General features: G+C 64.2%; 27 protein-coding genes and 1 pseudogene. 14 read left to right on the plus strand and 14 right to left on the minus strand.

All coding sequences use genetic code 11. The annotated features are described in order from the left end of the window. A partial coding sequence (locus E4K65_RS44215; protein ID WP_167771091.1) for a transposase occupies positions 1 to 263 on the plus strand: 263 nt, incomplete at its 5' end. 132 nt (positions 264 to 395) lie between these two features. On the opposite strand, the gene E4K65_RS44220 is transcribed toward E4K65_RS44215, so the two are convergent. The 5 genes from E4K65_RS44220 to napE are packed head-to-tail and all read right to left on the minus strand — an operon-like array spanning position 396 to position 4,599. After that, positions 396 to 1,049 carry a NapC/NirT family cytochrome c gene (locus tag E4K65_RS44220; RefSeq protein ID WP_025576772.1) on the minus strand — a complete coding sequence of 218 codons (654 nt, stop codon included), beginning with the start codon at positions 1,047 to 1,049 and terminating at the stop codon, positions 396 to 398. Then, positions 1,046 to 1,516 carry a nitrate reductase cytochrome c-type subunit gene (locus E4K65_RS44225; RefSeq protein WP_167771653.1) on the minus strand — a complete coding sequence of 157 codons (471 nt, stop codon included), beginning with the start codon at positions 1,514 to 1,516 and terminating at the stop codon, positions 1,046 to 1,048. Before E4K65_RS44225 ends, E4K65_RS44220 begins: the two co-directional genes overlap by 4 nt. After that, positions 1,513 to 4,026, minus strand: a complete 2,514-nt coding sequence (napA, locus tag E4K65_RS44230) for a nitrate reductase catalytic subunit NapA (protein ID WP_135179437.1) — start codon at positions 4,024 to 4,026, stop codon at positions 1,513 to 1,515. The genes E4K65_RS44225 and napA overlap by 4 nt, the downstream gene beginning before the upstream one ends. Positions 4,027 to 4,042: 16 nt before the next feature. Further along, positions 4,043 to 4,387, minus strand: a complete 345-nt coding sequence (locus tag E4K65_RS44235; protein ID WP_029677379.1) for a chaperone NapD — start codon at positions 4,385 to 4,387, stop codon at positions 4,043 to 4,045. A 26-nt stretch (positions 4,388 to 4,413) separates the two neighbouring features. Continuing rightward, on the minus strand, positions 4,414 to 4,599 hold the full coding sequence (gene napE, locus E4K65_RS44240; protein ID WP_025575544.1) for a periplasmic nitrate reductase, NapE protein: 186 nt from the start codon (positions 4,597 to 4,599) through the stop codon (positions 4,414 to 4,416). A gap of 220 nt (positions 4,600 to 4,819) precedes the next feature. Between napE and E4K65_RS44245 the strand changes: the two genes are divergently transcribed. The 4 genes from E4K65_RS44245 to E4K65_RS44260 all read left to right on the plus strand — a co-directional run bounded on the left by E4K65_RS44245 (position 4,820) and on the right by E4K65_RS44260 (position 9,629). Further along, positions 4,820 to 5,947 carry an AraC family transcriptional regulator gene (locus E4K65_RS44245; protein ID WP_135179438.1) on the plus strand — a complete coding sequence of 376 codons (1,128 nt, stop codon included), beginning with the start codon at positions 4,820 to 4,822 and terminating at the stop codon, positions 5,945 to 5,947. Between the two features lie 88 nt (positions 5,948 to 6,035). Then, positions 6,036 to 7,274 carry an acyltransferase family protein gene (locus tag E4K65_RS44250; RefSeq protein ID WP_135179439.1) on the plus strand — a complete coding sequence of 413 codons (1,239 nt, stop codon included), beginning with the start codon at positions 6,036 to 6,038 and terminating at the stop codon, positions 7,272 to 7,274. Between the two features lie 55 nt (positions 7,275 to 7,329). Then, a complete protein-coding gene (locus E4K65_RS44255) occupies positions 7,330 to 8,538 on the plus strand; it encodes an LLM class flavin-dependent oxidoreductase (protein WP_167771655.1) in 1,209 nt (402 codons plus the stop codon). 302 nt (positions 8,539 to 8,840) lie between these two features. Continuing rightward, positions 8,841 to 9,629: a Crp/Fnr family transcriptional regulator gene (locus E4K65_RS44260; protein ID WP_135179441.1), complete on the plus strand. Its 789-nt coding sequence runs from the start codon at positions 8,841 to 8,843 to the stop codon at positions 9,627 to 9,629. A gap of 515 nt (positions 9,630 to 10,144) precedes the next feature. Here E4K65_RS44260 and E4K65_RS44270 read toward each other — a convergent pair. The 8 genes from E4K65_RS44270 to E4K65_RS44300 all read right to left on the minus strand — a co-directional run bounded on the left by E4K65_RS44270 (position 10,145) and on the right by E4K65_RS44300 (position 14,963). Continuing rightward, positions 10,145 to 10,930 (minus strand): 3-hydroxybutyrate dehydrogenase, encoded by a 786-nt coding sequence (locus E4K65_RS44270; RefSeq protein ID WP_167771656.1) that lies wholly within the window; start codon positions 10,928 to 10,930, stop codon positions 10,145 to 10,147. Between the two features lie 80 nt (positions 10,931 to 11,010). After that, positions 11,011 to 11,802, minus strand: coding sequence for an acetoacetate decarboxylase (locus E4K65_RS44275; RefSeq protein WP_135179443.1), 792 nt, complete (start codon positions 11,800 to 11,802; stop codon positions 11,011 to 11,013). A 28-nt stretch (positions 11,803 to 11,830) separates the two neighbouring features. Next, positions 11,831 to 13,000 carry a DUF3734 domain-containing protein gene (locus E4K65_RS44280; protein ID WP_025575530.1) on the minus strand — a complete coding sequence of 390 codons (1,170 nt, stop codon included), beginning with the start codon at positions 12,998 to 13,000 and terminating at the stop codon, positions 11,831 to 11,833. Positions 13,001 to 13,155: 155 nt separating this feature from the next. Next, entirely contained in the window at positions 13,156 to 13,755 is a 600-nt protein-coding gene (locus tag E4K65_RS44285; RefSeq protein ID WP_135179444.1) for a PepSY domain-containing protein, read from the minus strand. A gap of 35 nt (positions 13,756 to 13,790) precedes the next feature. After that, positions 13,791 to 14,327 (minus strand): hypothetical protein, encoded by a 537-nt coding sequence (locus tag E4K65_RS44290; protein WP_135179445.1) that lies wholly within the window; start codon positions 14,325 to 14,327, stop codon positions 13,791 to 13,793. A 37-nt stretch (positions 14,328 to 14,364) separates the two neighbouring features. Further along, entirely contained in the window at positions 14,365 to 14,583 is a 219-nt protein-coding gene (locus tag E4K65_RS44295) for a hypothetical protein (RefSeq protein ID WP_025575525.1), read from the minus strand. A gap of 18 nt (positions 14,584 to 14,601) precedes the next feature. After that, entirely contained in the window at positions 14,602 to 14,760 is a 159-nt protein-coding gene (locus E4K65_RS47980; RefSeq protein ID WP_167771657.1) for a hypothetical protein, read from the minus strand. Then, positions 14,757 to 14,963, minus strand: coding sequence for a hypothetical protein (locus tag E4K65_RS44300; RefSeq protein ID WP_135179446.1), 207 nt, complete (start codon positions 14,961 to 14,963; stop codon positions 14,757 to 14,759). Before E4K65_RS44300 ends, E4K65_RS47980 begins: the two co-directional genes overlap by 4 nt. A 551-nt stretch (positions 14,964 to 15,514) precedes the next feature. Here E4K65_RS44300 and E4K65_RS44310 point away from each other — a divergent pair. Together E4K65_RS44310 and E4K65_RS44315 are read left to right on the plus strand one after the other, a co-directional pair. Next, a complete protein-coding gene (locus tag E4K65_RS44310) occupies positions 15,515 to 15,871 on the plus strand; it encodes a hypothetical protein (RefSeq protein ID WP_235886012.1) in 357 nt (118 codons plus the stop codon). An 8-nt stretch (positions 15,872 to 15,879) separates the two neighbouring features. Continuing rightward, positions 15,880 to 16,548, plus strand: a complete 669-nt coding sequence (locus E4K65_RS44315; RefSeq protein ID WP_135179449.1) for a TetR/AcrR family transcriptional regulator — start codon at positions 15,880 to 15,882, stop codon at positions 16,546 to 16,548. Between the two features lie 17 nt (positions 16,549 to 16,565). Here the strand turns inward: E4K65_RS44315 and E4K65_RS44320 are convergent, their stop codons facing one another. Beyond that, a complete protein-coding gene (locus E4K65_RS44320) occupies positions 16,566 to 17,228 on the minus strand; it encodes a TetR/AcrR family transcriptional regulator (protein WP_025575518.1) in 663 nt (220 codons plus the stop codon). Positions 17,229 to 17,390: 162 nt separating this feature from the next. Between E4K65_RS44320 and E4K65_RS44325 the strand changes: the two genes are divergently transcribed. The 7 genes and pseudogenes from E4K65_RS44325 to E4K65_RS49240 all read left to right on the plus strand — a co-directional run. Then, a complete protein-coding gene (locus E4K65_RS44325; RefSeq protein ID WP_235886013.1) occupies positions 17,391 to 18,296 on the plus strand; it encodes a sensor histidine kinase family protein in 906 nt (301 codons plus the stop codon). After that, positions 18,293 to 19,420 carry an efflux RND transporter periplasmic adaptor subunit gene (locus E4K65_RS44330; RefSeq protein WP_135179450.1) on the plus strand — a complete coding sequence of 376 codons (1,128 nt, stop codon included), beginning with the start codon at positions 18,293 to 18,295 and terminating at the stop codon, positions 19,418 to 19,420. The genes E4K65_RS44325 and E4K65_RS44330 overlap by 4 nt, the downstream gene beginning before the upstream one ends. Beyond that, a complete protein-coding gene (locus E4K65_RS44335; RefSeq protein WP_135179451.1) occupies positions 19,417 to 20,493 on the plus strand; it encodes an efflux RND transporter periplasmic adaptor subunit in 1,077 nt (358 codons plus the stop codon). The genes E4K65_RS44330 and E4K65_RS44335 overlap by 4 nt, the downstream gene beginning before the upstream one ends. Then, a complete protein-coding gene (locus tag E4K65_RS44340; protein ID WP_135179452.1) occupies positions 20,490 to 23,636 on the plus strand; it encodes an efflux RND transporter permease subunit in 3,147 nt (1,048 codons plus the stop codon). The genes E4K65_RS44335 and E4K65_RS44340 overlap by 4 nt, the downstream gene beginning before the upstream one ends. Before the next feature lie 14 nt (positions 23,637 to 23,650). Then, positions 23,651 to 24,139 (plus strand): hypothetical protein, encoded by a 489-nt coding sequence (locus E4K65_RS44345; RefSeq protein WP_135179453.1) that lies wholly within the window; start codon positions 23,651 to 23,653, stop codon positions 24,137 to 24,139. A gap of 73 nt (positions 24,140 to 24,212) precedes the next feature. Continuing rightward, a complete protein-coding gene (locus E4K65_RS44350; protein ID WP_235886014.1) occupies positions 24,213 to 24,482 on the plus strand; it encodes a DUF3551 domain-containing protein in 270 nt (89 codons plus the stop codon). Positions 24,483 to 24,640: 158 nt separating this feature from the next. Next, positions 24,641 to 24,818: pseudogene (locus E4K65_RS49240) on the plus strand (IS110 family transposase); the annotation flags it as partial.

Genomic DNA, 24,818 nt, shown 5'->3' on the forward strand with positions numbered 1-24,818 from the left:
TTGCCGATCGGATTTATCGCGGCAAACAGCTCGTCAACGCTCTCTCCAACTGCGGACCATGGACGATCGAGATCGTCGAGCGACCGCTCGGGGTCAAAGGCTTCCAGCTCCTGCCCAGGCGCTGGGTCGTCGAGCGTACCTTTGCATGGTTCGGCAGATGTCGTCGCCTCTCCAAAGACTTCGAAGCCTCTGCCGCCACCGAGCTAGCCTGGTTGCTCGCCGCCCATCTGAGGCTCTTAACTCGCCGCTTGGCCAGACCCTGAAAACGTCTACGCTTTTTGAGTCAGGCTCTGAGGAGACCGCTGGAAGCGGTCGTCTCGAAGGACGAGGCGCGCGCTCGGGCCCCGCCAGGAAGTCATGTGCGTTGGCCCCGGGTACAAGCGGGGCGGGCTATCCTATTGCCAGCCGGGAACGCCGCGCATGTCGGGCAGATGGTGGGCGATGCCCTTGTGGCAGTCGATGCAGGTCTTCTCCCCCGTGAACAGGAAGCGCTGGTGCGCCACCGAAGCCCGCGGCGACTGCTTCGTGATGTCCATGGAATCGGCGCTGTGGCAGTTGCGGCACTCCAGGGAATCGTTGGCCTTGAAACGCGCCCATTCATGCGCGGCAAGCTCCAGCCGGTGATCCAGAAACTTCTCGCGGGTGTCGATCGTGCCGAAGATCTTGCCCCAGACTTCCTTGGAGGCCTGCATCTTGCGCGCGATCTTGTCGGTCCAGTTGTGCGGCACGTGGCAGTCCGGGCAGGTCGCGCGCACGCCGGAGCGGTTGCTGAAGTGGATGGTCGACTTCAGCTCGGCATAAACGTTGTCCTTCATTTCGTGGCAGCTGGTGCAGAACTTCTCGGTGTTGGTCAGTTCCAGCGCGGTGTTGAAGCCGCCCCAGAAGATCACGCCGGCGGCAAAGCCGGCGAGCACCAGCACGCCGAGCCCGAACACCGAGCTCGGCCGGATCAGCACCTGCCAGAGCTCGCGCGCGAAGTCCCAGCAGCGCAGGATAAAGCCACGCTTGGCTTCCACCTTTCCCTTGGGCTCGTCAGCGGCCGTCGTCATCGGCGGCCACCGGGGCTTGCGCGCGACAGCAGCGTGTCGATGTCGGTGAAGTCGTTGCTGACGGGCGGCGTGGCGGTATTCTGCGGCACGTGGCATTCCGTGCAGAAGAAGCGCCGCGGCGAGATCGAGGCCAGGAACTGGCCGTCGCGGTCCATGAAATGCGTGATCGAGACCATCGGCGCCTGCGATTCCGCGATGCGTGCCCGCGCATGGCAGGACAGGCATTTGTTGCCGTTGAGGTCGATCTGATAGCCGTCGATCGTGTGCGGGATCACCGGCGGCTGCTCCGGATAATTGCGCACCTCCCGCTCGGACGTGTTGCGGTTCGGGAGCATCGGCGGCGCCGGGCCCTCGTCATTGAGCGGGGCCGGGCCGCGCAGGCCCGACGTCACCGTCTGCGCAGTCAGAGAGCTCGCGCCCGCGGCGATCGCGACCGCGAGCAGGGCCATGCCAAATCGTTTCATCATGACACGTTCACCCGCTCGATGCGCACGGCGCATTTCTTGTAGTCGGTCTGCAGCGAGATCGGATCGGTGGCATCCAGCGTCACCTTGTTGATCATCTTGGATTCGTCGAACCACGGCACGAACACGAGGCCGCGCGGCGGCCGGTCGCGGCCGCGCGTCTCGACGCGGGCGCGGATGAAACCGCGACGGGATTCCACCTTCACCTCGTCGCCGCGCCGGAGCTTGGCTTCCGACGCATCGTCGGGATGCATGAAGCAGACCGCCTCGGGGAACGCCTTGTAGAGCTCGGGCACGCGGCGCGTCATGGTGCCGGAGTGCCAATGCTCCAGCACGCGGCCGGTCGAGAGCCAGAACGGATATTCGCTGTCGGGCGATTCCGCCGGTGGCTCGTAAGGCAGGGCGAAGATGCGCGCCTTGCCGTCGGGATAGCCGTAGAACTGCACGTCGGTGCCCTGCTTGACGTAGGGATCGCTGCCCTCGCGGAAACGCCATTTGGTTTCCTGGCCGTTGACGACGGGCCAGCGCAGCCCACGCTCGCGATGATAGGCCTCGAACGGCGCTAGGTCGTGGCCATGGCCGCGGCCGAACGAGGCGTACTCTTCAAAGAGTCCCTTCTGCACGTAGAAGCCGAATGCCTTGGATTCCGCGTTGGCGTAGCCTTCCTCGATCTCCGAGGTCGGAAACTTGTCGACCTGGCCGTTCTTGTAGAGCACGTCGAACAACGTCTTGCCGCGAACCTCCGGCTTCTTGGCGATCAGCTCCTCCGGCCAGACCTCCTCGATCTTGAAGCGTTTTGAGAACTCCATGAGCTGCCAGAGATCGGACCTGGCCTCGCCGGGCGCGTTGACGAGCTGGTGCCAGAACTGCGTGCGCCGCTCGGCATTGCCGTAGGCGCCTTCCTTCTCCACCCACATCGCGGTCGGCAGGATCAGGTCGGCGGCCAGCGCCGTCACCGACGGATAGGCGTCCGAGACCACGATGAAATTGTCGGGGTTGCGGAAGCCCGGATAGGTCTCCTCGTTGGCGTTGGGACCGGCCTGGAGGTTGTTGTTGACCTGCACCCAATAGGCGTTGATCAGGCCGTCCTTCAGCATCCGGCTTTGCAGCACGGCGTGGGCGCCGTTCTTGTCGGGAATGGTGCCCTCGGGCAGCAGCCAGAGATGCTCGGTCTTGGTGCGGTGTTCCTTGTTGGTGACGACCATGTCGGCAGGCAGGCGGTGCGAGAAGGTGCCGACCTCGCGCGCGGTGCCGCAGGCCGAGGGCTGTCCGGTCAGCGAGAACGGGCTGTTGCCGGGCGAGGAGATCTTTCCGGTCAACAGATGGATGTTGTAGACGAGGTTGTTGCACCAGACGCCGCGGGTGTGCTGGTTGAAGCCCATGGTCCAGAACGAGACCACTTTTGTCTTCGGATCCGCGTAGAGCTCGGCCAGCGCCTCCAGCCGGTTCATCGGCACGCCGGACATCTCGGCTGCCTTCTCCAGCGTGTAGTCCGAGACGAACTTGACGTACTCGTCGTAGCTCATGTCGGTGGAGTCGTTGGCTTTCGCCGCGCCCGTCGCCTTCTTCTGCAGCGGATGCTCGGGCCGCAGCCCATAGCCGATGTCGGTCTGGCCGCGCCTGAAGATCGTATGCGCGGCGACGAAGTCCTTGTTGACGCGGCCGGTCTTGATGATGTGGTTGGCGATGGCGTTGAGGATGTAGAGGTCGGTCTGCGGCTTGAACACCATGCCGATGTCGGCGAGGTCGAACGAGCGGTGCTCGAAGGTGGACAGCACGGCGACGCGGACATGCGGCGCGGACAGCCGGCGGTCGGCGAGGCGCGTCCACAGAATGGGGTGCATCTCCGCCATGTTGGAGCCCCACAGCACGAAGGCGTCGGTCGCCTCGATGTCGTCATAGCAGCCGGCCGGCTCGTCGATGCCGAAGGTGCGCATCATGCCGGCGACGGCGGAGGCCATGCAGTGCCGCGCATTGGGGTCGATGTTGTTGGTGCGGAAGCCGGCCTTGAACAGCTTTGAGGCCGCATAGCCTTCCCAGATCGTCCACTGGCCGGAGCCGAACATGGCGACGCCGTTCGGGCCGCGCTTCTTGAAGGCTTCCTTCCACTTCAGCTCCATGATGTCGAAGGCTTCGGTCCAGGACACCGGCGTGAAGTCGCCGTTCTTGTCGTACTTGCCGTTCGTCTTGCGCAGCATCGGCTGCGTCAGGCGGTCGTGGCCGTACATGATCTTGGAGAGGAAGTAGCCCTTGACGCAGTTGAGGCCGCGGTTGACCTCGGCCTTGATGTCGCCGTGGGTGGCGACGACGCGGTTGTCCTTGGTCGCGACCATCACGGAGCAGCCGGTGCCGCAGAAGCGGCAGGCGGCCTTGTCCCATTTCAGTTCGCTGTTGTCGCGCTCGGCGACGAGATTGGCGGCGAGCGCAGGTGCCGGGAGCCCAGCGGCAGCGGCCGCGATCGCGGCGGCCTCGAGCTTCAGCATCTGGCGGCGGTCGAGCTTCGGCGATGTCATGATGGCTCTTCCTGACTCAGGCGGTTTCGATGGCGTGGAAGACGAGCGCGGCCGAATAGACGTTCGGCAGCGACTGGATGGTGTTGAGCAGGGTGCCGAGGCTGCCGGCATCCGGCGCCTCGGTCACGACGACGAGCTTGCCGCGCGGATCGCGGCCGTGAATCTCGCAGCCGGGCAGCGCGGTGATCTCGGCTTCCAGCTCATCCAGGCGCTCGGGGCGCGCCTGCACGATGATGCTGGCGATCTCGCAGCCTGGCGGCGCGACGACGCGGTCGGCGGTGAGCACCCGGCCGGTGATCAATGCGCGGCGGTTGAGTGTGGCTTTGTCGAGTAAGCCTTTGTTCAGTGAGGCTCGGGCCATGACGCCTGTCTTTCGCTGTTCGGGGATCAATGCGGGGAGGGCGGTGGGCCGGGAGGGCCGGCGAACATCTGGTAGATCCAGACGCCGAGCCCGTAGGAGCCGACGGTCCCAACCGCGAGGACGGGCATCACGATCGCGGTCAGGAACAGGAAGGCGAAAATTTCCATGCGCTTACGGCGCACGCGCCCAGTCGTGTCGTCAGGGGCCGACATATTCGGTCTCTTCGAAATGGTATGGGAATCGGGACGGCATCCGGGCCGTTGCCTTGCCGCACTTTAGATACGTTCGAGCCGTTAACGCGTTGATCTGGATCAATTCATCGACTTGCAGCGGGGACCGCAGCAGTGGCCAAAGCCGCAAGTTTGGGTTGTGCGCGCGCGAAGGCGATGCGAGAGTTGAGCTCTCGAATGGGGTTCCCAGGGTGTGAACGGGATGGGGCTCACGGCCATCGATCTTGGGCTCCGCGGTGCGACGAGCGGCGTGTTCCTGCTGATCATTCTCGTGGCGCTGCTGCGTCGTGCGACCGGTCAACATGCTCTGTTGGGCATGGCCATGTCCGCCGGAGGGGTCTTCTACGCCGTCGCGACCGCCCCGTTCTTTCCCAAATCATCATGGTGGTGGGTGTTGCCGATCCTGTCCGCGCAGCCTGCGGTATTCTGGCTGTGGGCGCGCGCGGCGTTCGACGACGATTTCGTGCTGAAGCGGTGGCACGGCGCCCTGTGGCTGAGCATCGTGGCCTATGGGTTTGCGATTACGCTGGGCTGGTCGCAATGGCCCGCTTTGGCTGGCGCAGGCGGGCGAGTCCTGGCGCTGGCCACCCTGGTGCTGGCCCTCGCTGCCGCGGTTCAGACGGTCAAGACCTGGGGGGCCGATCTGGTTGCGCGCCGCCGCCGACTGCGGCTGGCGATGCTTGCGATCAACGTCGTGCTCATCGCGGCCGTCGCCGTCGCCGGCTTCGCCGCAATTCCTGTCGCGGTTCCTGGCGCGCCCGGCAGTCTCCCGACCGCGTTCGGCCTGTTCGTGGTGGCCATGCTTGCCGGCCTCGGCCTGTTCAGCGAGCCGGCAGTGGCTGTCGACGATGCCACGGCTGCGATTGCATCCGACGATACGCGGAAGCAGGCCCGGATTGCCGATCGCGCCGCTGCGGGGCGGGTCGCGATCGATCCCATCCTGTTGCGGCGTCTCGACCATCTGATGACCGTGGATCGAACCTACCGGCAGGAAGGTCTTGCGATCGGGGCGCTCGCGGCTCGGCTCGACGTTCCCGAGCACCGGCTGCGCCAGGCCATCAACGAAGGGCTGGGCTATCGCAACTTCAACGCGTTCCTCAATCGCTATCGCATCGAGGATGCCAAGCTGGCGCTGTCCGATGCGACGCAACGGGAGGTCCCGGTGCTGACCATCGCCATGGATGCAGGCTTCCAGTCGATCGGACCGTTCAATCGCGCCTTCAAGGCCGAGACCGGCGTGACCCCGACCGAATTCCGGCGCGAGGCGCTGACCCCGCCGGAAACCGACTGCGATCCCGGGATCAGCCAGCCGCGCCGAGAAATCGGCTAGCCGATTTTTGGATCGGGCGAGAGGGCCGCGCCCCGATTGGGCAGACTGTCCGGCGAGAAACCCTCACCAGCCAGCACGAGCCCCGTCCATGTCCCATTCGACCGCCGCCGCCCCCGCATCGGAACGATTGCACGCCCTTGATGCGCTCAGGGGCGGCGCCCTTCTGCTCGGCATCGTCCTGCACGCGGCAATGTCGTTCGTGCCCGCCACGCCCCGGTTCTGGTTCATCCAGGACACCAATCCAAGCCTCCTCCTGGGCCTGCTGACCTTCACCATCCACGTCTTCCGGATGACGACCTTCTTCCTGATGGCCGGTTTCTTTGCCCGCATGAGTTTCCATCGCCGGGGGAGTTGGGGCTTTGTCAGGGACAGGTTGCAGCGGATCGGGCTCCCGTTCGTGATCGGCTGGCCGATCGTGTTTACGCCGATGGCTCTGGTGGTCATCTGGGCCTCCGGCTTTCCCAATGGGGGTCCGACTCCCGGCATGCGCAATTGGCCGCCGGTGCTGCCGAATTTCCCCCTGACGCATCTCTGGTTCCTCTATGTGCTGCTGGAGCTCTACGTCGCGATGCTCCTGCTGCGCGGCGCTATTGTCTGGCTTGATGCCTCCGCCACGCTGCGAACGGTCATCGACCGTGTCTTCGCTGGGATCGTGCGAAGCCCGCTGGCCCCCCTGCTTCTGGCGATCCCGATCGGCATCGCTTTCTGTCTCGACCAGCGCTGGATCAATGTGATGGGGGTGAGGACCCCGGATCAGTCGCTCATCACCAACGCGCAGGCCTGGATCGGCTTCGGCACCGCCTTCGGCGTCGGCTGGCTGTTGCATCGCCAGGTCGAACTGCTGCGGCTGCTCGAGCGACGCTGGCTCCCGCATCTCCTGCTTGCGGTCGTGCTGATCCTGATCAGCTTCGTGCTCTCGGGTGTGATCCTGTCCGCGCCGGGTGCGCCGAAACTGCCCTTCAGCGCTGCCACGCTCAGGCTTGTCTCCGCGATCCTCTATGCACCGGCGATCTGGATCTCGACCTTCGCGGCCATCGGTCTCGCGCTTCGCTTCATGTCCGGCTTCAGCCCGACCTGGCGCTACCTCGCCGATGCGTCCTACTGGCTCTATCTGATCCACATGCCGATCGTGATGACGCTGCAGGTCGTGCTGTCGCAACTCGACTGGCCCGGGCTGATCAAGTTTGCCATCATTCTCGTCGCCGCAATTCCGGCGATGCTGGCAAGCTATCATTGGCTGGTGCGCTTCACCTTCATTGGTGCGATCCTGAATGGCCGCCGCGCCGTGCGGCGTGTTCTCCCGCAAGGCGGAATTGCGACTGCGTAGACAGCGCCGCCCCGCTCATTAAGATGCCGCAACAAAAATAAGCGGGAGAGGCGTGATGAAGTTCGGCATCTTCTATGAGCTGCAACTGCCGCGGCCCTGGGTGGCGGGCGACGAGCTCAAGCTCTACCAGAACGCACTCTCGCAGATGGAACTCGCCGACAAGCTTGGCTACGACCATGCCTGGGTCGTCGAGCATCACTTCCTCGAGGAATATTCGCACTCGCCCTCGCCGGAATCGTTCCTGGCCGCGGCGAGCCAGCGCACGAAGAACATCCGGCTCGGCCACGGCATCCTCCAGCTCACCACCAATCATCCCGCGCGCGTTGCCGAGCGCGTCGCGGTGCTCGACCTGCTCTCCAACGGCCGCTGCGAATTCGGCATGGGCGAGAGCGCCTCCATCACCGAGCTCGAACCGTTCGGCCGTGATATGGTGTCCAAGAAGGAGGTGTTCGAGGAGGCCGTCGCCGCGATCTTCCCGATGTTCAGGGACGCCGGGTCCGAGCACCACGGCAAGTATTTCGACATCCCCTTGCGCAACGTCGTGCCGAAGCCGGTGCAGAAGCCGCATCCGCCGCTGTGGATGGCCTGCTCGCAGCTGCCGACCATCGAGCGCGCCGGCCGCCACGGTTTTGGCGCGCTCGGCTTCCAGTTCGTCAGCGCCGACGCCGCCCATGCCTGGGTGCACGCCTATTACAACGCCATGACCAAGCGGCTGCACAAGCTTGCCAACTACGAGATCAACCCGAACATGGCGCTGGTGTCGTTCTTCATGTGCGCGAAGACGGATGAAGAGGCCCGCGCCCGCGCCGACGGCGCCACCTTCTTCCAGTTCGCGCTGCGCTTCTACGGCGCCGCGCAGAACCGCCAGCGTCCGGCGCCCTACACCGTCAACATGTGGGACGAGTACAACAAGTGGAAGCGCGACAATCCCGAAGCCCAGGAGGCGGCGCTGCGCGGCGGCCTGATCGGCTCGCCGGAGACGATCCGCAGGAAGCTCAAGCGCTTCCAGAGCTCGCATATCGACCAGGTCATCCTGCTCAACCAGGCGGGCAAGAACAGCCACGAGCACATCTGTGAATCGCTCGAATTGTTCGGCCGCGAGGTGATGCCGGAGTTCCAGAACGATCCCGCGCAGGCGGCGTGGAAGAGGGGCGTCATGAGCGGCGAAATCAAGCTCGAGGAGATCGACACCCAGGCCTTCACCGACCGCTACGGCAAGCTCGCCGTCAAAGTCGCCCCGGCGAAGGTGGCGGCCGCGGGATAGGGGTGTACGTTTGACGTCGGCCATGCCTCTATTGGCGGCGCGGGGCCTCCGCATGGGGCCAATCGCCCACTCCCGCACGCTGCCGCAACCCCTGCTGATCGATCATCTCCTCGAAATCCTTCGGTTGCAAAAGACCGTTAACCGTATGATGCGTTCAAGATCCTGTTTGCGCGGGAAGAATGCCGGCTGGGACCGCAATAGTCCGTACTTGATCTCCCCCAAGGGCTCTGTTTGGATATTTGCGTTCGCCAATTCGAATTTCGGGGAATCGCAGTGAACAAGAGAAGTGGATACCGTTGTTCATGACGGCTCGTGCACCGGAAAGCATCGCGACCGTCCACCGCGCTGGCGTCGGCAATCGGTTGCTGGCGGCGTTGCCGCCGGCGGATCTCGGCTTGCTCACGCCCCACTTCCAGAAGGTCTCGTTCGAGCCCGATACCGTCCTGGTGCGGTCGGGCGATGAGCTCGACCCGGTTTACTTTCCCCATAGCGGGGCAATCGCCTTCATGCTCGATATGCCGGACGGGCAAACGGTTGCAACCACGTTGATCGGACGGGAAGGCGCTCTGGCCTCGTTCTCCGCGCTCGGCCCGTCGCTTTCATCCGTGACCGCGGTTGCCCGCGTGGCCGGCACGGCATCGCAGATCTCCGCCGCCAAATTTCGGGCTGCCTATGCGCGAAGCGAGGCGATCAGGAATGTCGTGCAGGTCCACGTCCGCGCATTGCTGTTGCAGCTCCAGCACGTTGCGGCCTGTAACGCGCTGCATCTGGTGGATGGCCGCATGGCGCGGTGGCTCCTGCAGCTCCACGACCGCGTTCCCAATGATCTCCTCCCGGTGACGCAGGAGGCGCTTGCGCAGTTGCTTGGAGTGCGGCGGACGACAGCGACGCTGACGATGAGCAAGCTGCGTGCGGCCGGCGCCGTCCCGTCCGACCGGCGCGGGTTTATCGAGATCGACCGGGTGCGGCTCGAGCGCGTTGCATGCGATTGTTATGCGCTCATGCAGGACAAGATCGATCGGATGTATTGCCAGGAATTGTCGGCGCCGCAGCCTGCCCTTGTGCCATTCCCGGAAACAACCGCGCGGTAGTCAGGGCGCATATGAGGTCCCCTGCGCCCCGTTCGTGAGCACGCACTCTGGACGGTTCGGCGTCCTCCGCGCCGGTGTGAGCTTGCGCCGTCGTGCCGCGATCTCATGCGGACTCCTCCGCCCTGCTTGATCGTGAACGGCGGGCCGCAACTGGGCCAGGCCCCGTCTTGCCTATCGCGTCCTTGAGACTGCGGGATGGGTTATCCAACTTGGGCGCAGCGTAGAACTCGAGTGGCTCTGCCACCTTGGCATGAGGCGGCAATACGTCCTCGTTGAACGCGTGCTCGCACTTGCGCAGAGCGACTGACATTTTCCGGTCTCCGCCAAGATCAAGTGGCCTGCAATTTCTCATACCATGCTGAAGAGTGCGTCCGCGCACGCCGATATGCTGGACGGCCAGGCCGCTGGATTCGTCGATGTCACCGTCGATTGCGACTGATGCCATGTCGTGCACTTTCCGTGTTGCGCGCGGATCGCCTGACTGCGCGGACAGCCATGAGTCGACCGCCGCAAGCCTACGCCGCCGTCCAGCCGCCATCGATCGCGAGATTGGCGCCGGTGATCTGCGCGGCCTCGTCACTGCACAGAAAAAGTGCGAGCGAAGCCACCTGTTCGACAGTGACAAATTCCTTGGTGGGTTGGGCCGCGAGCAGCACGTCGCTGATGACCTCATCTCTCCTCATCTTGCGTGCATTCATCGTGTTCGGGATCTGCCTTTCGACCAGCGGGGTCCAAACATACCCGGGGCTGATGCAGTTGCAGGTGATCTTCGAACGCGCAAGCTCCAACGCGACGGTCTTGGTCAGGCCGGCGATCCCGTGCTTGGCTGCGACGTAGGCTGACTTGAACGGCGAAGCTACACGCGAATGCGCCGAAGCCGTCGTGATGATCCGGCCCCAGCCACGCTTCTTCATGCCCGGCACAGCCGCACGGATTGCATGGAATGCGGCGGATAGATTGATGGCGATGACCGCATCCCATTTCTCGAGCGGAAACTCTTCGATTGGAGAGACGTGCTGGACGCCGGCATTGTTGACGAGGATATCCACAGCCCCGAACGTCGCTTCACCCAGCGCGATCAGCCCGGCGATTTCGCTCGGCTTCGCCATGTCCGCGGGCGAATAGATCGCCTTGACGGCGAACTCGCTTTCGATTGCCAAGCGCTCCTTCTCGACATCGGCCGCCCCGCCCATTCCGTTCAGCACGATGTTTGCGCCGGCACCTGCGAAGGCACGCGCACATGCGAGGCCGATGCCGCTCGTCGAGCCGGTCACGATCGCAGTTCTGCCCTTAATAACCATCTCAGTCACTTTGCTCCATGTGTTGCGCCAGCTGGCGAAGCCTCGCGCTTCACGCGCGAGTTGGTTTTGTGGATTTCCGATCAGGTGACCAGACTTCGTTCTGAAGCCCGGAACGGACGTCGCGCTGGCTCTTGCAGATAGTCATGGGCCACTCTGCCCAGTCCCAGCGTGAGGTCTGCACGGATGTGAATCGCCGAGACGATCTCCAGAACGGGCAGATCAGCGACCGGCGCCAAGGCGTGCGGTGTCAGGGAGAGGGCCGCGGGTCCGGTCCAGGCGCCCTTCAACGCGATCTGCTCGAGGCGATATTCAACGAGCTCGCAGATGCGCGGGCTGCCATCGACATGCGGGATGATCTTGAGCAGAAAATTCGGCTCCTCGAGCGCGGCCTTGACCTGGCCAAGATCGGCTTCGCGGTGCTTGTAGCCCATCGTGCCCGTCGCCACCCGCAAGGGCCCGTAGTCGAGCGTGCCGATCAGGGTGTCGATCTCGGTCCGCAATGTCGGCTGGCCGAGCTTTTTCGGAAAGCCCCAGAGCTCGCGTCCCGCGGCAATCGGTCCTTCGTCGTTGAGGAACATGCAGTGGTTGTAGCCGCCCGTGTGGCCACGGAACGAGACCGGAATGACCTGGCCGCTTTCCGTGTAGTCGCCGAAGCCATTTGAATCCGGCATGCGGATGAATTCATACTTGACGAGCGGGTTGCGGTCATCGAGTTCCAGCGGTTCGGGCACCACAGCGCGCAGCCTTGCCGGGTCGGTGCGATAGGTGATGATCAGGTACTCGCGATCCACAAACCGATAGGGGCCTGGCGGATAGGCCGGGCTGGTGAGCGGCATCGCAAAGGCGCGCTTACGCACATCGTTCTCACGCATGGGGTTCTCCGTGCATCAAATCAGCGCTCTATTCACGGCCGTCGTGCTCCAGATCGAATGTGGAAACTCCGTCCGGGGTGACCGGGCGTGCGAGCACCTCGGGATGACGCAAGGTGCGAAGCGCATCGTGGTAGCCGGCGCGCCAATGGTCTTGCATCGAAAGGCGGGAGAACTCGTAGTCCTTGGAGTGGCCTTCGTGGTTGCGCGCCCGATAGATCAGGTGAACGATGTTGTAGACGTTGGGTGACACCGCGGTGTTCAGGAGCTTCACATCCTCGTGCTCCCTGAGTTCTTCGGGAATCCGGTCCAGGAGCGTCGTGAGCGCACGTCGCAGGCGCTGCACGTGCTTGAACTGGTCGGTGCTGGCGCGCGTGCGACTGGAATATTGAATTTCCTTCTGACGCGTGACGACCTCGGGCAGATTGCCCGGAAGCTGCCCCTTCGCGCTCCAGAGATCGACCTGAAACGCCAACATGTCCTGCGGCACACCCCCATCGATCACCCATTGCAGCGGCGTATTGGAGACAAGGCCGCCGTCCCAGTAATGCTCGCCCTCGATCTCCACGGCGGGAAAGCCCGGTGGCAGCGCGCCGCTTGCCATGATGTGCTCTGGGCGAATCGTGTGGGTGCTGTTGTCGAAATAGACGAAATTGCCCGTTCTCACGTTGACTGCTCCTGCACTGAACCGCGTCATCCCCGCGTTGATGCGATCGAAGTCAATCAGGCGCTCCAGCGTGCTCTTCAACGCGCCGGTGTCGTAGAAGCTGGTTGCTTCGGTCGTGCCGCCGGCGTGGAGCCATGGCAGGAGGGGGCGCGCGGAGAAGAACCCGTTTGCGCCGCATGCCGCGGCAAGGCCCGCGCTCATCTGGTTGAGGATATTGCGCGCATTCTCGTTGCGCGCATCGAGAAATGGGTTTCCTGCCCAGTCCCAAGGTGCAGTCGAAGTTACCCGCGTCCAGAAATCGCGCAGCCGATCAACACGCGACTCGGCCGGGTTGCCCGCGATGATCGCGGCATTGATCGCGCCGATGGAAATGCCGGCAACCCAATCGGGGTGGATGCCAGCTTCCGCCAGCGCCTCGTACACCCCCGCCTGGTAGGCGCCGAGAGCGCCGCCGCCTTGCAACAGCAGGGCTATGCAATCGAATGGCAGCCGCCGTTGGGTGGCCGGCAGGTGTGATCGGGGCTGGAAATTCATGACTGGTCTTGCTCTCGGTGTGGGATGATCGAGCCGGCGTCGCGGAAGCCGCGATGACCGTTCGCTAAAACAAACTATACGGTGTAGTGTATATATCGCCCGTTAATGCGCAACTCACGAGATCGTGCTTCAGTGGCGCGCCGTCACGTTCGTGGCTAGTGCTGAGTTGACCGCTGTCCGACCTTGGGCGGCTCGAGCATCACTTCCTTCAGGCGATCGCTGGTAGCGATGACGACCACGAAGGTGAGCTTGCCATCCTGTTTCACCAACCCGCCAGCGAGCGCCTGTCCGTCCGCCGCGCTTTCCGCGACCCGCACCGCGTCCGACAACTCCAGCTTGATCCACTTCAGGGCGATGATGTTGGCGAGGTCCGCGCGATCGAGCTCCTTGAGCGATGACGCGATCTCCGTTTGCGATACCCTTCCGGTGTTCGCATCTATGACATTCTCAAAGACCCGCTCGTTCTTGATCGTGCGCACGCGGTAGACCGGCGGACCGGATATCTCGAAGCTGATGTCTGCGGTCCTCGACCCATCGTGCAGACCCTCCGCAATCGCCATGGCCTGTCCGATCGGGACCTTCGTGGTGTGGAACTGCTCCAGCACGCGGCGAATGGCTGCCTCCTCGACGTTGCCCTGCGCGGTCGCGCTTTGCTGTTCGGCGTCGGCAGGGACCTGCGTGACGCCGGCCAGAGCACCGGTGCCGGCGAGGGCCGCGGAACAAACGATGAGGGCAAACAGCTGCTTCTTTGGCATCGCGCAATCCTGTGGTGTTCTTCATGATCGATGGTCTAGTTCGGCACGAAGGCGTACCGGCTGATCTGGAAGCCCGGATGCCGAGCAGATCGCCACAACTTTCGAGGCCGCGCCGGAGCTAGCCTGCGCCGTCGCGCCGCGATCTCATACGGGCTCCCCCGTCCTGCTCGATCATGAAGGGCGGGCTGCAACTGGGCCAGGCTTTCGCGAAGGCGCGGGTCGGCCGCCGCGACCGCCGGGTTATCGTCATCGTCGCGCACAATGGCGTCGCCGACTTCAGTCTCCGGCAACTGCGACTGGCCGATATCGTGCTCGGCGGGCGCGGGACGCTGTCCGAACCCGCTGGTGTCGATGACGGCCGCTTCGGGTCCCCTCCGCTCTGAGTGAATCCGGATCGGCGGCAACGCGGAATGCGAGTCCGTGAGCCGGCTCGGCGAAGGTGCGGGCAACACCCAGTCGGCTGCCAGAAGCAGCAGGAGCAGCGCGCCTCCAACGGAGAGAAAATACGCCCGCAGGGGTAGCTCGGGCTCGACGACGGCGCGCGCACGCGACAGCACAGACTTCCTGCTCACGGCCAGTTCCCAAACATGAAATGATTCCGCCTCGTTTTCAGAAGCTCGTGGGCCGCGGGTGCCGGCACGCGCGTTCGGCGTCGAGATAGCCGCGCTCGTCGAGCCATTCGATCGGGCAATAGGCCATCGCCTTCGGGTCAATCATGTGCCCGTCGCGCTCGAGGGCCGCTCGCGTGCCGGTGAGTCCGCTCCAGACCGAAGAGCCGGTGGCCGGCTCCACGTCCATGACGTCGAACACTTCGATGAAGTTGAGCATGTCGAACGTCCAGGATGCTCACGTGGCGGGCGGGGAAGGGGGCTCGACGCCTTCAAGCGCGACGCCTCTGCGGACGAGTTCGGATTCGATCGCGTCGAAGATGGGTTCGACCGGCGCGAGCCACACCGTGACCCAGCAGATGATGCAATTGCGCGCAAGCAGCAGCCCCGACGTCATGCGAGGCTCCTCCGGCTGGCCGCATGCCGCACCGGCGCGGCTTCGCCGTCGGCGAGCGCGTGCACGCAGGCGAGCACCGAAATGGTGAGACCCAGCAGCAGGCTCACGCCCACGAGCGACAAGGCCACCATCAGATTGAGCGCCGCGACGGCAATCCCGGGCCAGGGATTTTCCCGCACGAGCGCCAGGAACAGGCTTGACATCTTCGGTCTCCTAAATAAACTACACCGTATATTTCATATACAGCGCGGATCGCGGGATGTGTCAAGAGCCGAGACTCACAAGCCCGTGTTCGTCCTGGTCGGACGAGGGAGACTCCGGAGTGAGGCCAAGGGTCCCCTTTGAAAGCAGATGCCTCAACTCGAGAAAGGATTCGATATGTTGAAGAACAGGTTGGTGCTCGCAGTGCTGGTGCTCGTTGCGTGGGACGCTGCTGCGTTCGCGCAGGAAGACCGCGGCACAGCTGAGCAGAGAGCGGCGTGCACCTCTGACGCGTTTCGCCTGTGCGCCGGCTACATCCCCGATCCCACCAATGTGGAAGCCTGTCTCAGGCAAAGAAAGTCGGACCTGAACGAAGCTTGCAGAGCCGTCTTCGACCACGCAGACGCCGCGGTTCCGGTCAGGGCCGTGGGATCGCACCGATAGCGCGACGCCAGGAATGAGGAACGATCGTATGAATACAATATATGCTCCTGCTTTCGCCGCGTTCGGAGGTTCGGCCTTCGGAGCGATTTCCACGATCGTGACGGGATGGATGAGCCGGCGCCGCAGGCTCCGCGAGCGCCATCACGCGCACGCGACGTCGAAGCGTGAAAAGCTCTATCGAAGCTTCATCGAGGAGGCGTCCCGACTTTACGCGGACGCGCTCACCAGCGACAAATCCGAGATCCCCGCATTGGTGAACTTGTATGCGCTCATCGGGCGCATGCGGATTCTGTCCGACGATGGGGTGGTCCATGCCGCAGAGCGGGCAGGCCGGCTGATCATCGAGACCTACCTCGCACCGAACACGTCGTTCGTCGACCTGCCGGGCTTCCTGGAGGAGATGGATCCGTTGCGTGAATTCGGCGAGGCCTGCCGGCGTGAAATGCACGCGATTCCGTTGCGGTGAGGCCGAGCATGCCAGAGGCGCAGACGCCCCGCCAGGCTGGATTGTCGTGCACGCGTGAACGAATTGTGCAGGCTGCAATCCGCTTGTACCGGGAGATCGGGTACCGAAAGACCACGGTTGCCGACGTCGCTCGCGACGCAGCAATGTCCCCCGCAAATCTCTACCGGTTCTATCCCTCCCGCCGAGCGCTCGAAGAGGCCGTCGTGACGGAGCTGCTCGAGGAGGTGTCGGCGGCGGCCGCAAGTGCAGCGCGAAGCGGCCGCTCGGGCCTGGAGCGCCTCAATGCAGCGTTCGGTGCGATCTCCCGGATGAATGAACATCGGCTGGCAAACGATATCCGATTGCACGAACTGGTGGTGGCCGCGGGACAGGCGAACTGGCTGGCCTGCCTGTCTCATGCGGATCGGCTTCGCGGCGTCGTGCGGTCGATCATCGCGGCCGGGCAGGTGAACGGGGAGTTCCGGGGCGGCAGCCCGATGGCGCTCGCCTGCTGTCTGCTGGACGCGATGGATGCTTACCTCAATCCTTCCCGAGTCAAGGCGACCGCGCTTCGGCCGGCGTTCGACGAGATGATGCGCTTTTGCGCGGGGGCGCTTGGCAACGCGGCGTTCACTGGCCCGGCGCCTCCTCAACTCATCAACGTTCAGGCCGGCTTGCGCCATAAATCGACCTGTTAAGCCCAGCGCTCGACGGCTCACGGCGTCCAGTCTGCCTCACAGGCCGCAAGGAAGAAGCCGACACGTTCGCGCATGAAGGACGGCAGCTCCCGTCTCAGCTCCTTCGGTGTCTCCCCGACCAGCGAACGAAACAGCATCGGCAACAGGATCAGATCCAGGAAGATCTGAGCGGTGGCAAGGCTTCGCTTGCCGCTGAAGGGCCCCTTAGGAGCGCGCGCCAGCTTCTGCGTCGTTTCATTCAAGAGTTGGGAAACGGCATTGACGGAGCGATCGCGCGCGGCGTCGTGGACGTTGCGGCTCAACTCGGGAAAACGCTGCGCTTCGGCGATCGTGGCGCGAACCATGCCCAACGATTCCTCGATGAGATTTTCCACGATGGTGGTGCCGAGGTTCGAGAGCTTGTCATGAAGGGTGCGGCCCTCGGGCTCGATGCCTTCGAAATCCGTCAGCCTGCTGATGGTGCGGGCCACCACGGCCGCGAACAGCGCCTCCTTGCCGGGGAAGTGCGCGTAGATGGTCGGCTTGCTCGCCGGCGCCAGCTCGGAGATGTCGTCGATGCTGGCACTACGATAGCCCTTCTCGAGAAAAAGCTGCTGGGCCGCGTCAAGGATCCGGACCTGGACGTCGCCGGCAAGGTCTTTGGGCGGTCTGCCCCGTTTCGGGGTGCTCTTCTTGGTCATCCGTCGATCCTCCAGTCACGAGTCTGTGCGCGCGCAGATCGCACTTGACATGGCAGGCGAGAAAAGGCAACAAAAAGAAAATATACGGTATAGTTTATTTAATCGCCGCGACGTCCATCGGGACCAGCGGCGGCACCTTCCGGACAGTCGAGGCCGCAGACCTTGGCCCAGCGATCGTCCGGTCGACCTCAGGAGAGAGTGAATATGTCGTGCCCCGACCCGGACCGCCCACACCACGGCATCCTGCTGCGCGAGTTGCATCACAGGGTCGATAAAGGGATCGCCTCGGCGATCGATCTGGTCTCGGCCGCGGTCATCCGCGCCGACGGAGCGGAAGCCAAGGCCGCGTTGAGCGACGTTGTCGAGCTGCTGCACGGACATGCGGAGCTGCATCGGGCGCTGGCCATGCCGGAGGGCGATATCCTCAACGATGCCGCGACTTACATTCGCAGGCTGGGCTGTGCCATGCGCCAGTCCTTTCTGGACCGAATGGGGATCCGGCTGGCGCTCACCACCGAGTCTCTCCCGCTTCAGCCAGAGCGGTGCGGACGGCTTGGCCTGATCGTCCACGACCTCGTCGTCAACGCCGCGAAGCATGCGTATTTCGACGCGCGCTCCGGCGAGATCAAGGTCAAGCTGTCGCGCATCGGCTCGGTCGCGAACTGCGTGGTGCTGGACAACGGCTCGCGGCCGGCACGGGCCTTGTCGCGGGCCTCGGGCCGGGAGTTCCAGATCAGCAATGACCTTGCGAGGGGGCTCGGCGGACGGATCGAGCACGGCTTCGCTGCCGAGTTCACATCCGTCGTGGTCTCGTTTCACCTGAGCGAGCGGGAGCGGCAGGCAAGCTGGTCGATGGCGACGCGCCGCATGAGGCCGCCGCGCCGGCTGAAGACCAACGCGTCCGTGACGCCCGGCTCCGGCCTCTCGGATCAGGTCGCGCGTCCGGCCGCGATGCGCGCGGATCCGAATTCCTTGCGGACGCGTCCGAACCAACGGGGCGCGCTCGGCACGGGTCCAGACGCCCTGGGCAATCTCCTGTCACCCTCTCACCATACGGACGCGCTATGAGCCCGCGCTATTTGAACCTCTCCAAAATCGGTCGAACCGAGCGCTTGCTGAGGCCTCTCGGCGGCGTGGCCCTGGCGCTTATTGCTGCCGCGCTCAGCGGCTGCGACGATCGCACCACCATTCCTCCCGCGCGCGCCGCTGTCGTGCGCACGGAAATCGTGCAGCCGAGGGACCGGCAATCCTCGCTTACCTTGACCGGTGAGGTGCAGGCCCGCTTCCGGGCGGATCTCTCGTTCCGCGTCAGCGGGCGCGTCCTCGCGCGCTATGTCGATGTCGGGACCCACGTGAAGGCCGGCGAAGTGCTGGCCATTCTCGACCCGGCCGAGCAGGAGGCCGATGTCGACGCCGCCACCGCCGCCGTTCTCGCCGCAGAATCCCAGCTGCGCGTCGCAAAGGCGACTTTCGATCGGCAGACGGCGCTGATCGCAAGCGGCTTCACCACGCGCACGGCCTACGACCAGGCGCAGGAAGGGTTGCGAACCACGGAAGGTGTGCTTGAAGCGGCAAGAGCGCAACTCGGAACCGCGAAGGATGTGCTCGGCTATACCGCGCTGCGAGCCGAAGCCGACGGCGTCGTCACCGCACGCAGTCTGGAATCCGGTCAGGTCGTACAGGCTGCCCAACCGGTATTTTCGCTGGCGCAGGACGGGGAGCGGGACGTCGTCTTTGACGTCTATGAGTCCATTTTCCTCGGAACTGCCGACCGAAGCAGCGTTTCGTTGACGCTGGTCTCCGATGCGACCGTGACCGCAAACGGCGAGGTTCGGGAGGTTTCGCCGGCCGTCGACGCCAGGAGCTCGACCATTCGGGTCAAGGTGGCGATCAAGGACCCGCCTGCCGCAATGACGCTTGGAAGCGCCGTCGCGGGGACTGTGAGACTGACGGCCGAGCGGCAGATCGCATTGCCCTGGCGTGCATTGATGGCGGCGGGCACCAGCCCTGCGGTCTGGACCGTCGATCCGGTGACGCGTACCGCCTCGCTGAAGCCGGTGACGGTCGGTGGCTACGAGGCCGGAGAAGTATTGATCAAGGCAGGTCTCGATCCGGGCGAGCGCGTCGTCGTCGATGGAGGCAAGCTTTTGAGCGTGGGCCAGCTCGTGACTTATGAAGGAGAACCCTCGTGACGGGTCGCGCAATGATCGTGGCGGGTCCGCTTGCATGCGCGCTCGCGCTTGCCGGATGCCAGCAGGAGACAAAGGCGCCCGAGGCCGTGCGGCCCGTCCAGTCGCTGCTTCTCGCAGCGGACCACGGCGACGATGCCGTTGCGGTGGGCGTTATCGAGCCACGCTACAAGACCAATCTTGGCTTCCGCGTGCTGGGACGTCTGATCACGCGTCCCGTCTACGTCGGCGATCTCGTGAGTGAAGGACAGACGGTCGGAACGATTGACTCGACCGCCCTCGAGCTTGCCGTTCGTGCCTCCAAAGGCCAGCTTGCCAAGGCCGAGGCGCAGCTCGCGACCGCGCGCGCGATCGAGGAACGGCAGCGAACGCTCATTGCCACCGACGCAACCACGAGGCAGACGCTGGATAACGCCGAGCAGGCGCGTGCCGGCGCCGAAGCGACGGTTGCGCGCGAACAGGCAAATCTGACCAAGGCGGTCGAGCAGCTAAGCTATTCGCAGATCAAGGCCGACTTCGCCGGTGTGGTCACCGCAGTCGGGGCGGACGTCGGTCAGGTGGTGTCCCCCGGCCAAAGCGTGGTGACGATCGCAAGGCCCGATATCCGCGAAGCGGTCGTCGATATCGGACCCGACTTTCCGCTGCCGCTGGAGGTCGGTCTGCCGTTCACGGTCAGCCTGCAGCTCCTGCCAGCGGTTCAAGTGGAAGGCAGCGTTCGCGAGATTGCGCCGCAAGCCGATCCGGTAACGCGCCTGCGGCGGGTCCGCATTGCACTCAGCAATCCGCCCGACAGCTTCCGGCTCGGCGCGACCGTCACGGCGAAGCTCGGCAGGCAGCAAGGCCCGGTCCTCCGACTGCCTTCGTCGGCGCTGCTCGCCAGGGATGGCGCCAATTTCGTCTGGATCGTCAATCAGCCCGCCAACACGGTGTCGCTGCAAAGGATCGATGTGGTGGCTGGCCAAACCGGAGCGCGCGTCATCGGCGGACTCGCTCCTGGCGCACGCGTCGTCACCGCCGGGGTCCACAGTCTCAAACAAGGACAGCAAGTCCGCATCGAACAGGATCAGCAGCCATGAAGTCGTTCAATCTCTCCGACTGGGCGCTCGGTCATCGCTCGCTCGTCTGGTATTTCATGATCGCCTTCATGGCGGCCGGGCTATTTGCCTATCTCCAGCTGGGACGGCAGGAAGACCCCGACTTCACCATCAAGACCATGGTCGTCCAGGCGCAGTGGCCGGGGGCGTCACCCGAGGAGATGACGCGCCAGATCACCGACCGGATCGAGAAGAAGCTCGAGGAGCTGGAATCGCTCGATTACACCAAGAGCGTGACGGTCGCGGGCCAGACCACCGTCTTCGTCTATCTGCGCGACAGCACCAAGGCTGCCGACGTGAAGCCAACCTGGATCCGCGTTCGCAACATGATCGCGGATATCAAGGGCGACTTCCCGCAAGGGGTGATCGGACCCGGCTTCAACGATCGCTTCGGCGACGTGTTCGGCAACATCTATGCCTTCACCAGCGACGGCCTGAGCCAGCGTCAGCTGCGCGATCATGTGGAGGACATCCGTGCCAAGGTCCTGACCGTGCCCGATGTCGGCAAGGTGGACATCCTGGGCGCGCAGGACGAGGTGATCTATCTCGAATTCTCCACCCGCAAGATCGCGGCCCTTGGCCTCGACGTTCACGCGATCATGAGCTCCTTGCAAGGGCAGAATGCGGTTGCCCCATCCGGCGTATTCCAGGAGGGGCCGGAGCGGATCAGCGTACGCGTGAACGGCCAGTTCACGTCGGAGGCAAGTCTGAAGGCGGTCAATCTGCGCATCAACGATCGCTTCTTTCCCCTGACTGACGTCGCAACCGTCACGCGCGGTTATGCCGATCCGGCCAAGACCCTGTTCAGGTACAACGGGGAGCCGGCGATCGCCCTTGCCATCGGCATGAAGTCCGGTGCGAATCTGCTGCACTTCGGCGAGGCGCTGAAGGAGGAGATGTCGAGGATTACTGCCGACTTGCCGGTCGGCGTCGGCGTTCACCTCGTCGCCGATCAGCCCGTCGTTGTCGAGCATGCCGTGTCCGGCTTCACCGAGGCGCTGTTCGAGGCCGTGATCATCGTTCTCGGCATCAGCTTTCTCAGCCTGGGCATGCGCGCCGGCCTCGTCGTGGCGATCGCGATTCCGCTGGTTCTCGCCATCACCTTCGTCGTGATGGCCTATGCCGGCATTTCGCTGCAGCGAATTTCGCTGGGCGCCCTGATCATCGCACTCGGCCTGCTGGTCGATGATGCCATGATTGCCGTCGAGATGATGGTCGCGCGGCTCGAGGTCGGCGATCCCCTGGAAAAGGCGGCAACGCACGTCTACGCCTCGACCGCCTTTCCCATGCTGACCGGAACGCTAGTGACCGTGGCCGGCTTCATTCCGATCGGGCTCAATAGCAGCAATGCGGGCGAGTTCACCTTCACGCTGTTCGTGGTCATCGCCGTCTCGCTGATCGTCTCGTGGATCGTGGCGGTGCTGTTCACGCCGTTGCTCGGCGTCACCATCCTGCCCGCCAGGATGAAGGGCCATCATGAGCAGAAGGGGCGCGTGGCGCAGTTGTTCGCGCGTCTCCTGCTCTTCTGCATGCGTCGCCGCTGGACGACGATTGGCGTTACGGTTGCGGCGTTTCTGCTGGCGCTGTTCGGCATGAATTTCGTGCAACAGCAATTCTTCCCGTCCTCGGATCGCGCCGAGCTCGTGGTCGACTGGAATCTGCCGCAGAACGCATCGATTGCCGATACCAACTCGCAGATGGCGCGCTTCGAGCGCGAACAGCTCCAGGGCAACAATTCGGTCGACCACTGGTCGTCCTATGTCGGCACCGGCTCGCCGCGCTTCGTCCTGTCCTTCGACGTGCAGACCGCCAACACCTGGTTCGGCCAGATGGTGGTCGTGACCAAGGGCGACATCAAGGCCCGCGACCAGGTCAAGGCACAGTTCGAGGACTACCTGAAGAAGACGTTCCCCGGCACTGACACCTACGTCAAGCTGCTCGAGGTCGGTCCCCCGGTGGGGCGTCCCGTGCAGTATCGCCTGAGCGGGCCCGACATCGCGAAGGTGCGAGACCTCTCGCAGAAGCTTGCCGGCATCGTGCGAAGCAGCCCCGATCTCGGCAATGTCGTGTTCGACTGGATGGAGCCGGCCCGCGTCGTCAAGGTGGACGTTCTCCAGGACAAAGCGCGCCAGCTCGGCGTCACCTCGGAGGACATTGCCACCACCCTGAACTCCGTGCTCGAGGGCACGCCGATTACCCAGGTGCGCGACAGCATCTATCTCGTCAATGTCACGGGACGTGCGACGGCGCCGGAGCGTGCCTCCATCGACACATTGCGCGACCTGCAATTGACGGGGCTCGGCGGCCAATCCGTGCCGCTCGGTGCCGTGGCCAATCTGCGTTACGAGCTCGAGCAGCCGACGATCTGGCGGCGCGCGCGGATCCCCACCATCACGTTGAAGGCCGGCATCGTCGGTAACGTGCAGCCCAAGACGATCGTGGACCAGCTCGCGCCGAAAGTCGCGGAGTTCACCAAGGCGCTGCCGGCCGGCTATTCGGTGAAGATCGGCGGGTCCGTCGAGGAGAGCGCCAAGAGCCAGGCGCCGATCGTGGCCGTCGTTCCGCTCATGCTCTTCGTCATGGCCACGGTGCTGATGATCCAGTTGCAGAGCTTCCATCGCCTGTTTCTGGTGTTCGCGGTCGCGCCGCTGGCCGTGATCGGCGTCGTCATGGCGCTGCTGCCGAGCGGTGCTCCGCTCGGCTTCGTCGCCATCCTCGGCGTGCTCGCCCTGATCGGCATCCTGGTCCGAAACTCGGTGATCCTGATCGTGCAGATCGAGGATCTCAGGAAGGAGGGGCGACCGGCCTGGGACGCGGTGGTCGAAGCCACCGAGCATCGTATGCGGCCCATTCTGTTGACGGCGGCCGCCGCAAGCCTCGCGCTGATTCCGATCGCGCGCGAGATATTCTGGGGGCCGATGGCCTACGCGATGATGGGCGGCATCATCGTCGGCACGCTGCTGACGCTGCTGTTCCTGCCGGCGCTGTATGTGGCCTGGTTCCGAATTCACCCCGATCACGACGATAACTCGTCCATGCACGAGCCCGCAGGGCCTGCGCACGACATTTCGCCGGAGCCGATCTCCGCGGCCACGCCGGTGCCGGTTCTCGAAACACAGAGCTAACAAGGGAAACTACAATGCTTCGCAACACAGGTCTGATGCTGTCCATCGGTGCGGCACTCGTAACGGTGACGTTGACGCCCAATCCGGCATCCGCGCAATTCCCGCCGCCGCCGCCCATGGCGGGGCCTCCGCCGATCGCGGCCGGAGGTCCTCCGGCCTTCGCGGCTCGTCCGCCGATCGGACCTGACGGTGCGCCACGTGCCGGCCTCGGCGGCCCGGCGCCGCGCCTCGGTGCTGGAGCTGCACCGCGCGGTGCTCTCTTAGGAGGCGGGCGCGGCGGCCCGGCGGTCGCAAACGCCACTCGCGCCACATCGGTTACTTACAACCGCTTCGGAGGCTACGGCCGCTACGGTGGTGGAGCCCGATACGGCTACCGCGCCGCGTATGCGGCCAGCGCTTACGCCGGAGCCGTTGCCGGCTACGCCTATGGGCACGACTCCTCTTCCGATGGCGATTGCGCCTATGTCTACCGACGATACAGGCGTGTCCTGGTCTGCAATTAGCCCTCGCGATCCCGCGCACGACTGACTTCATCCCGGGAGTACCGTGCCGAAACCAAAACGATGGAGAAACAACATGAAAAAGATGCTCGCCGGCACGCTGGGCATTGTCGTATTGGCAGGCGCGGCCTGCCTGGAGCCAACTGAGCCGGTCGCGGCACATGATTACGCATTCTGTCGCCAGGATGCGTCGTCCGGCATGCGGTCGTGTGACTTCGAGACGATGGAACAGTGCCTCGCCATGATCTCCGGGCGTGGTGGCTCGTGCACGCGCGATCCCTTCGTGACCCAATCGGGGCAATCCTACGCCTATGCTCCGAAGCGGGACGGCCGTCCGCACCGCTGACATGTCGGCAAGAGCCGACGGGATGGGTGGCGGCGGAGTAGATGCCGTAATGGGCCCTGCTCCGAGCAAGGGGTGATGATGGTGGCTGTCCCCCGATAGATGATGAAACGGGGTCACGACTTGAGTCGGCCCCAAGCATCTGGAGACGGAGGACAGCCGTGGAGAACTATGCCGGAATTGACGTGTCATTGGAACTGTCGAGCGTATGCGTTGTGGATGCCCAAGGTAAAATCCTGAAGGAAGCGAAGGTCACGAGCGAACCTGACGCCTTGGTTGAATTTTTCGAGACGCTTGGCTTTGCAGTGAAGCGGATCGGGCTGGAGGCTGGGCCGCTGT

It is taken from the genome of Bradyrhizobium niftali, from assembly GCF_004571025.1.
GTDB classification, from domain to species: Bacteria; Pseudomonadota; Alphaproteobacteria; order Rhizobiales; family Xanthobacteraceae; genus Bradyrhizobium; species Bradyrhizobium niftali.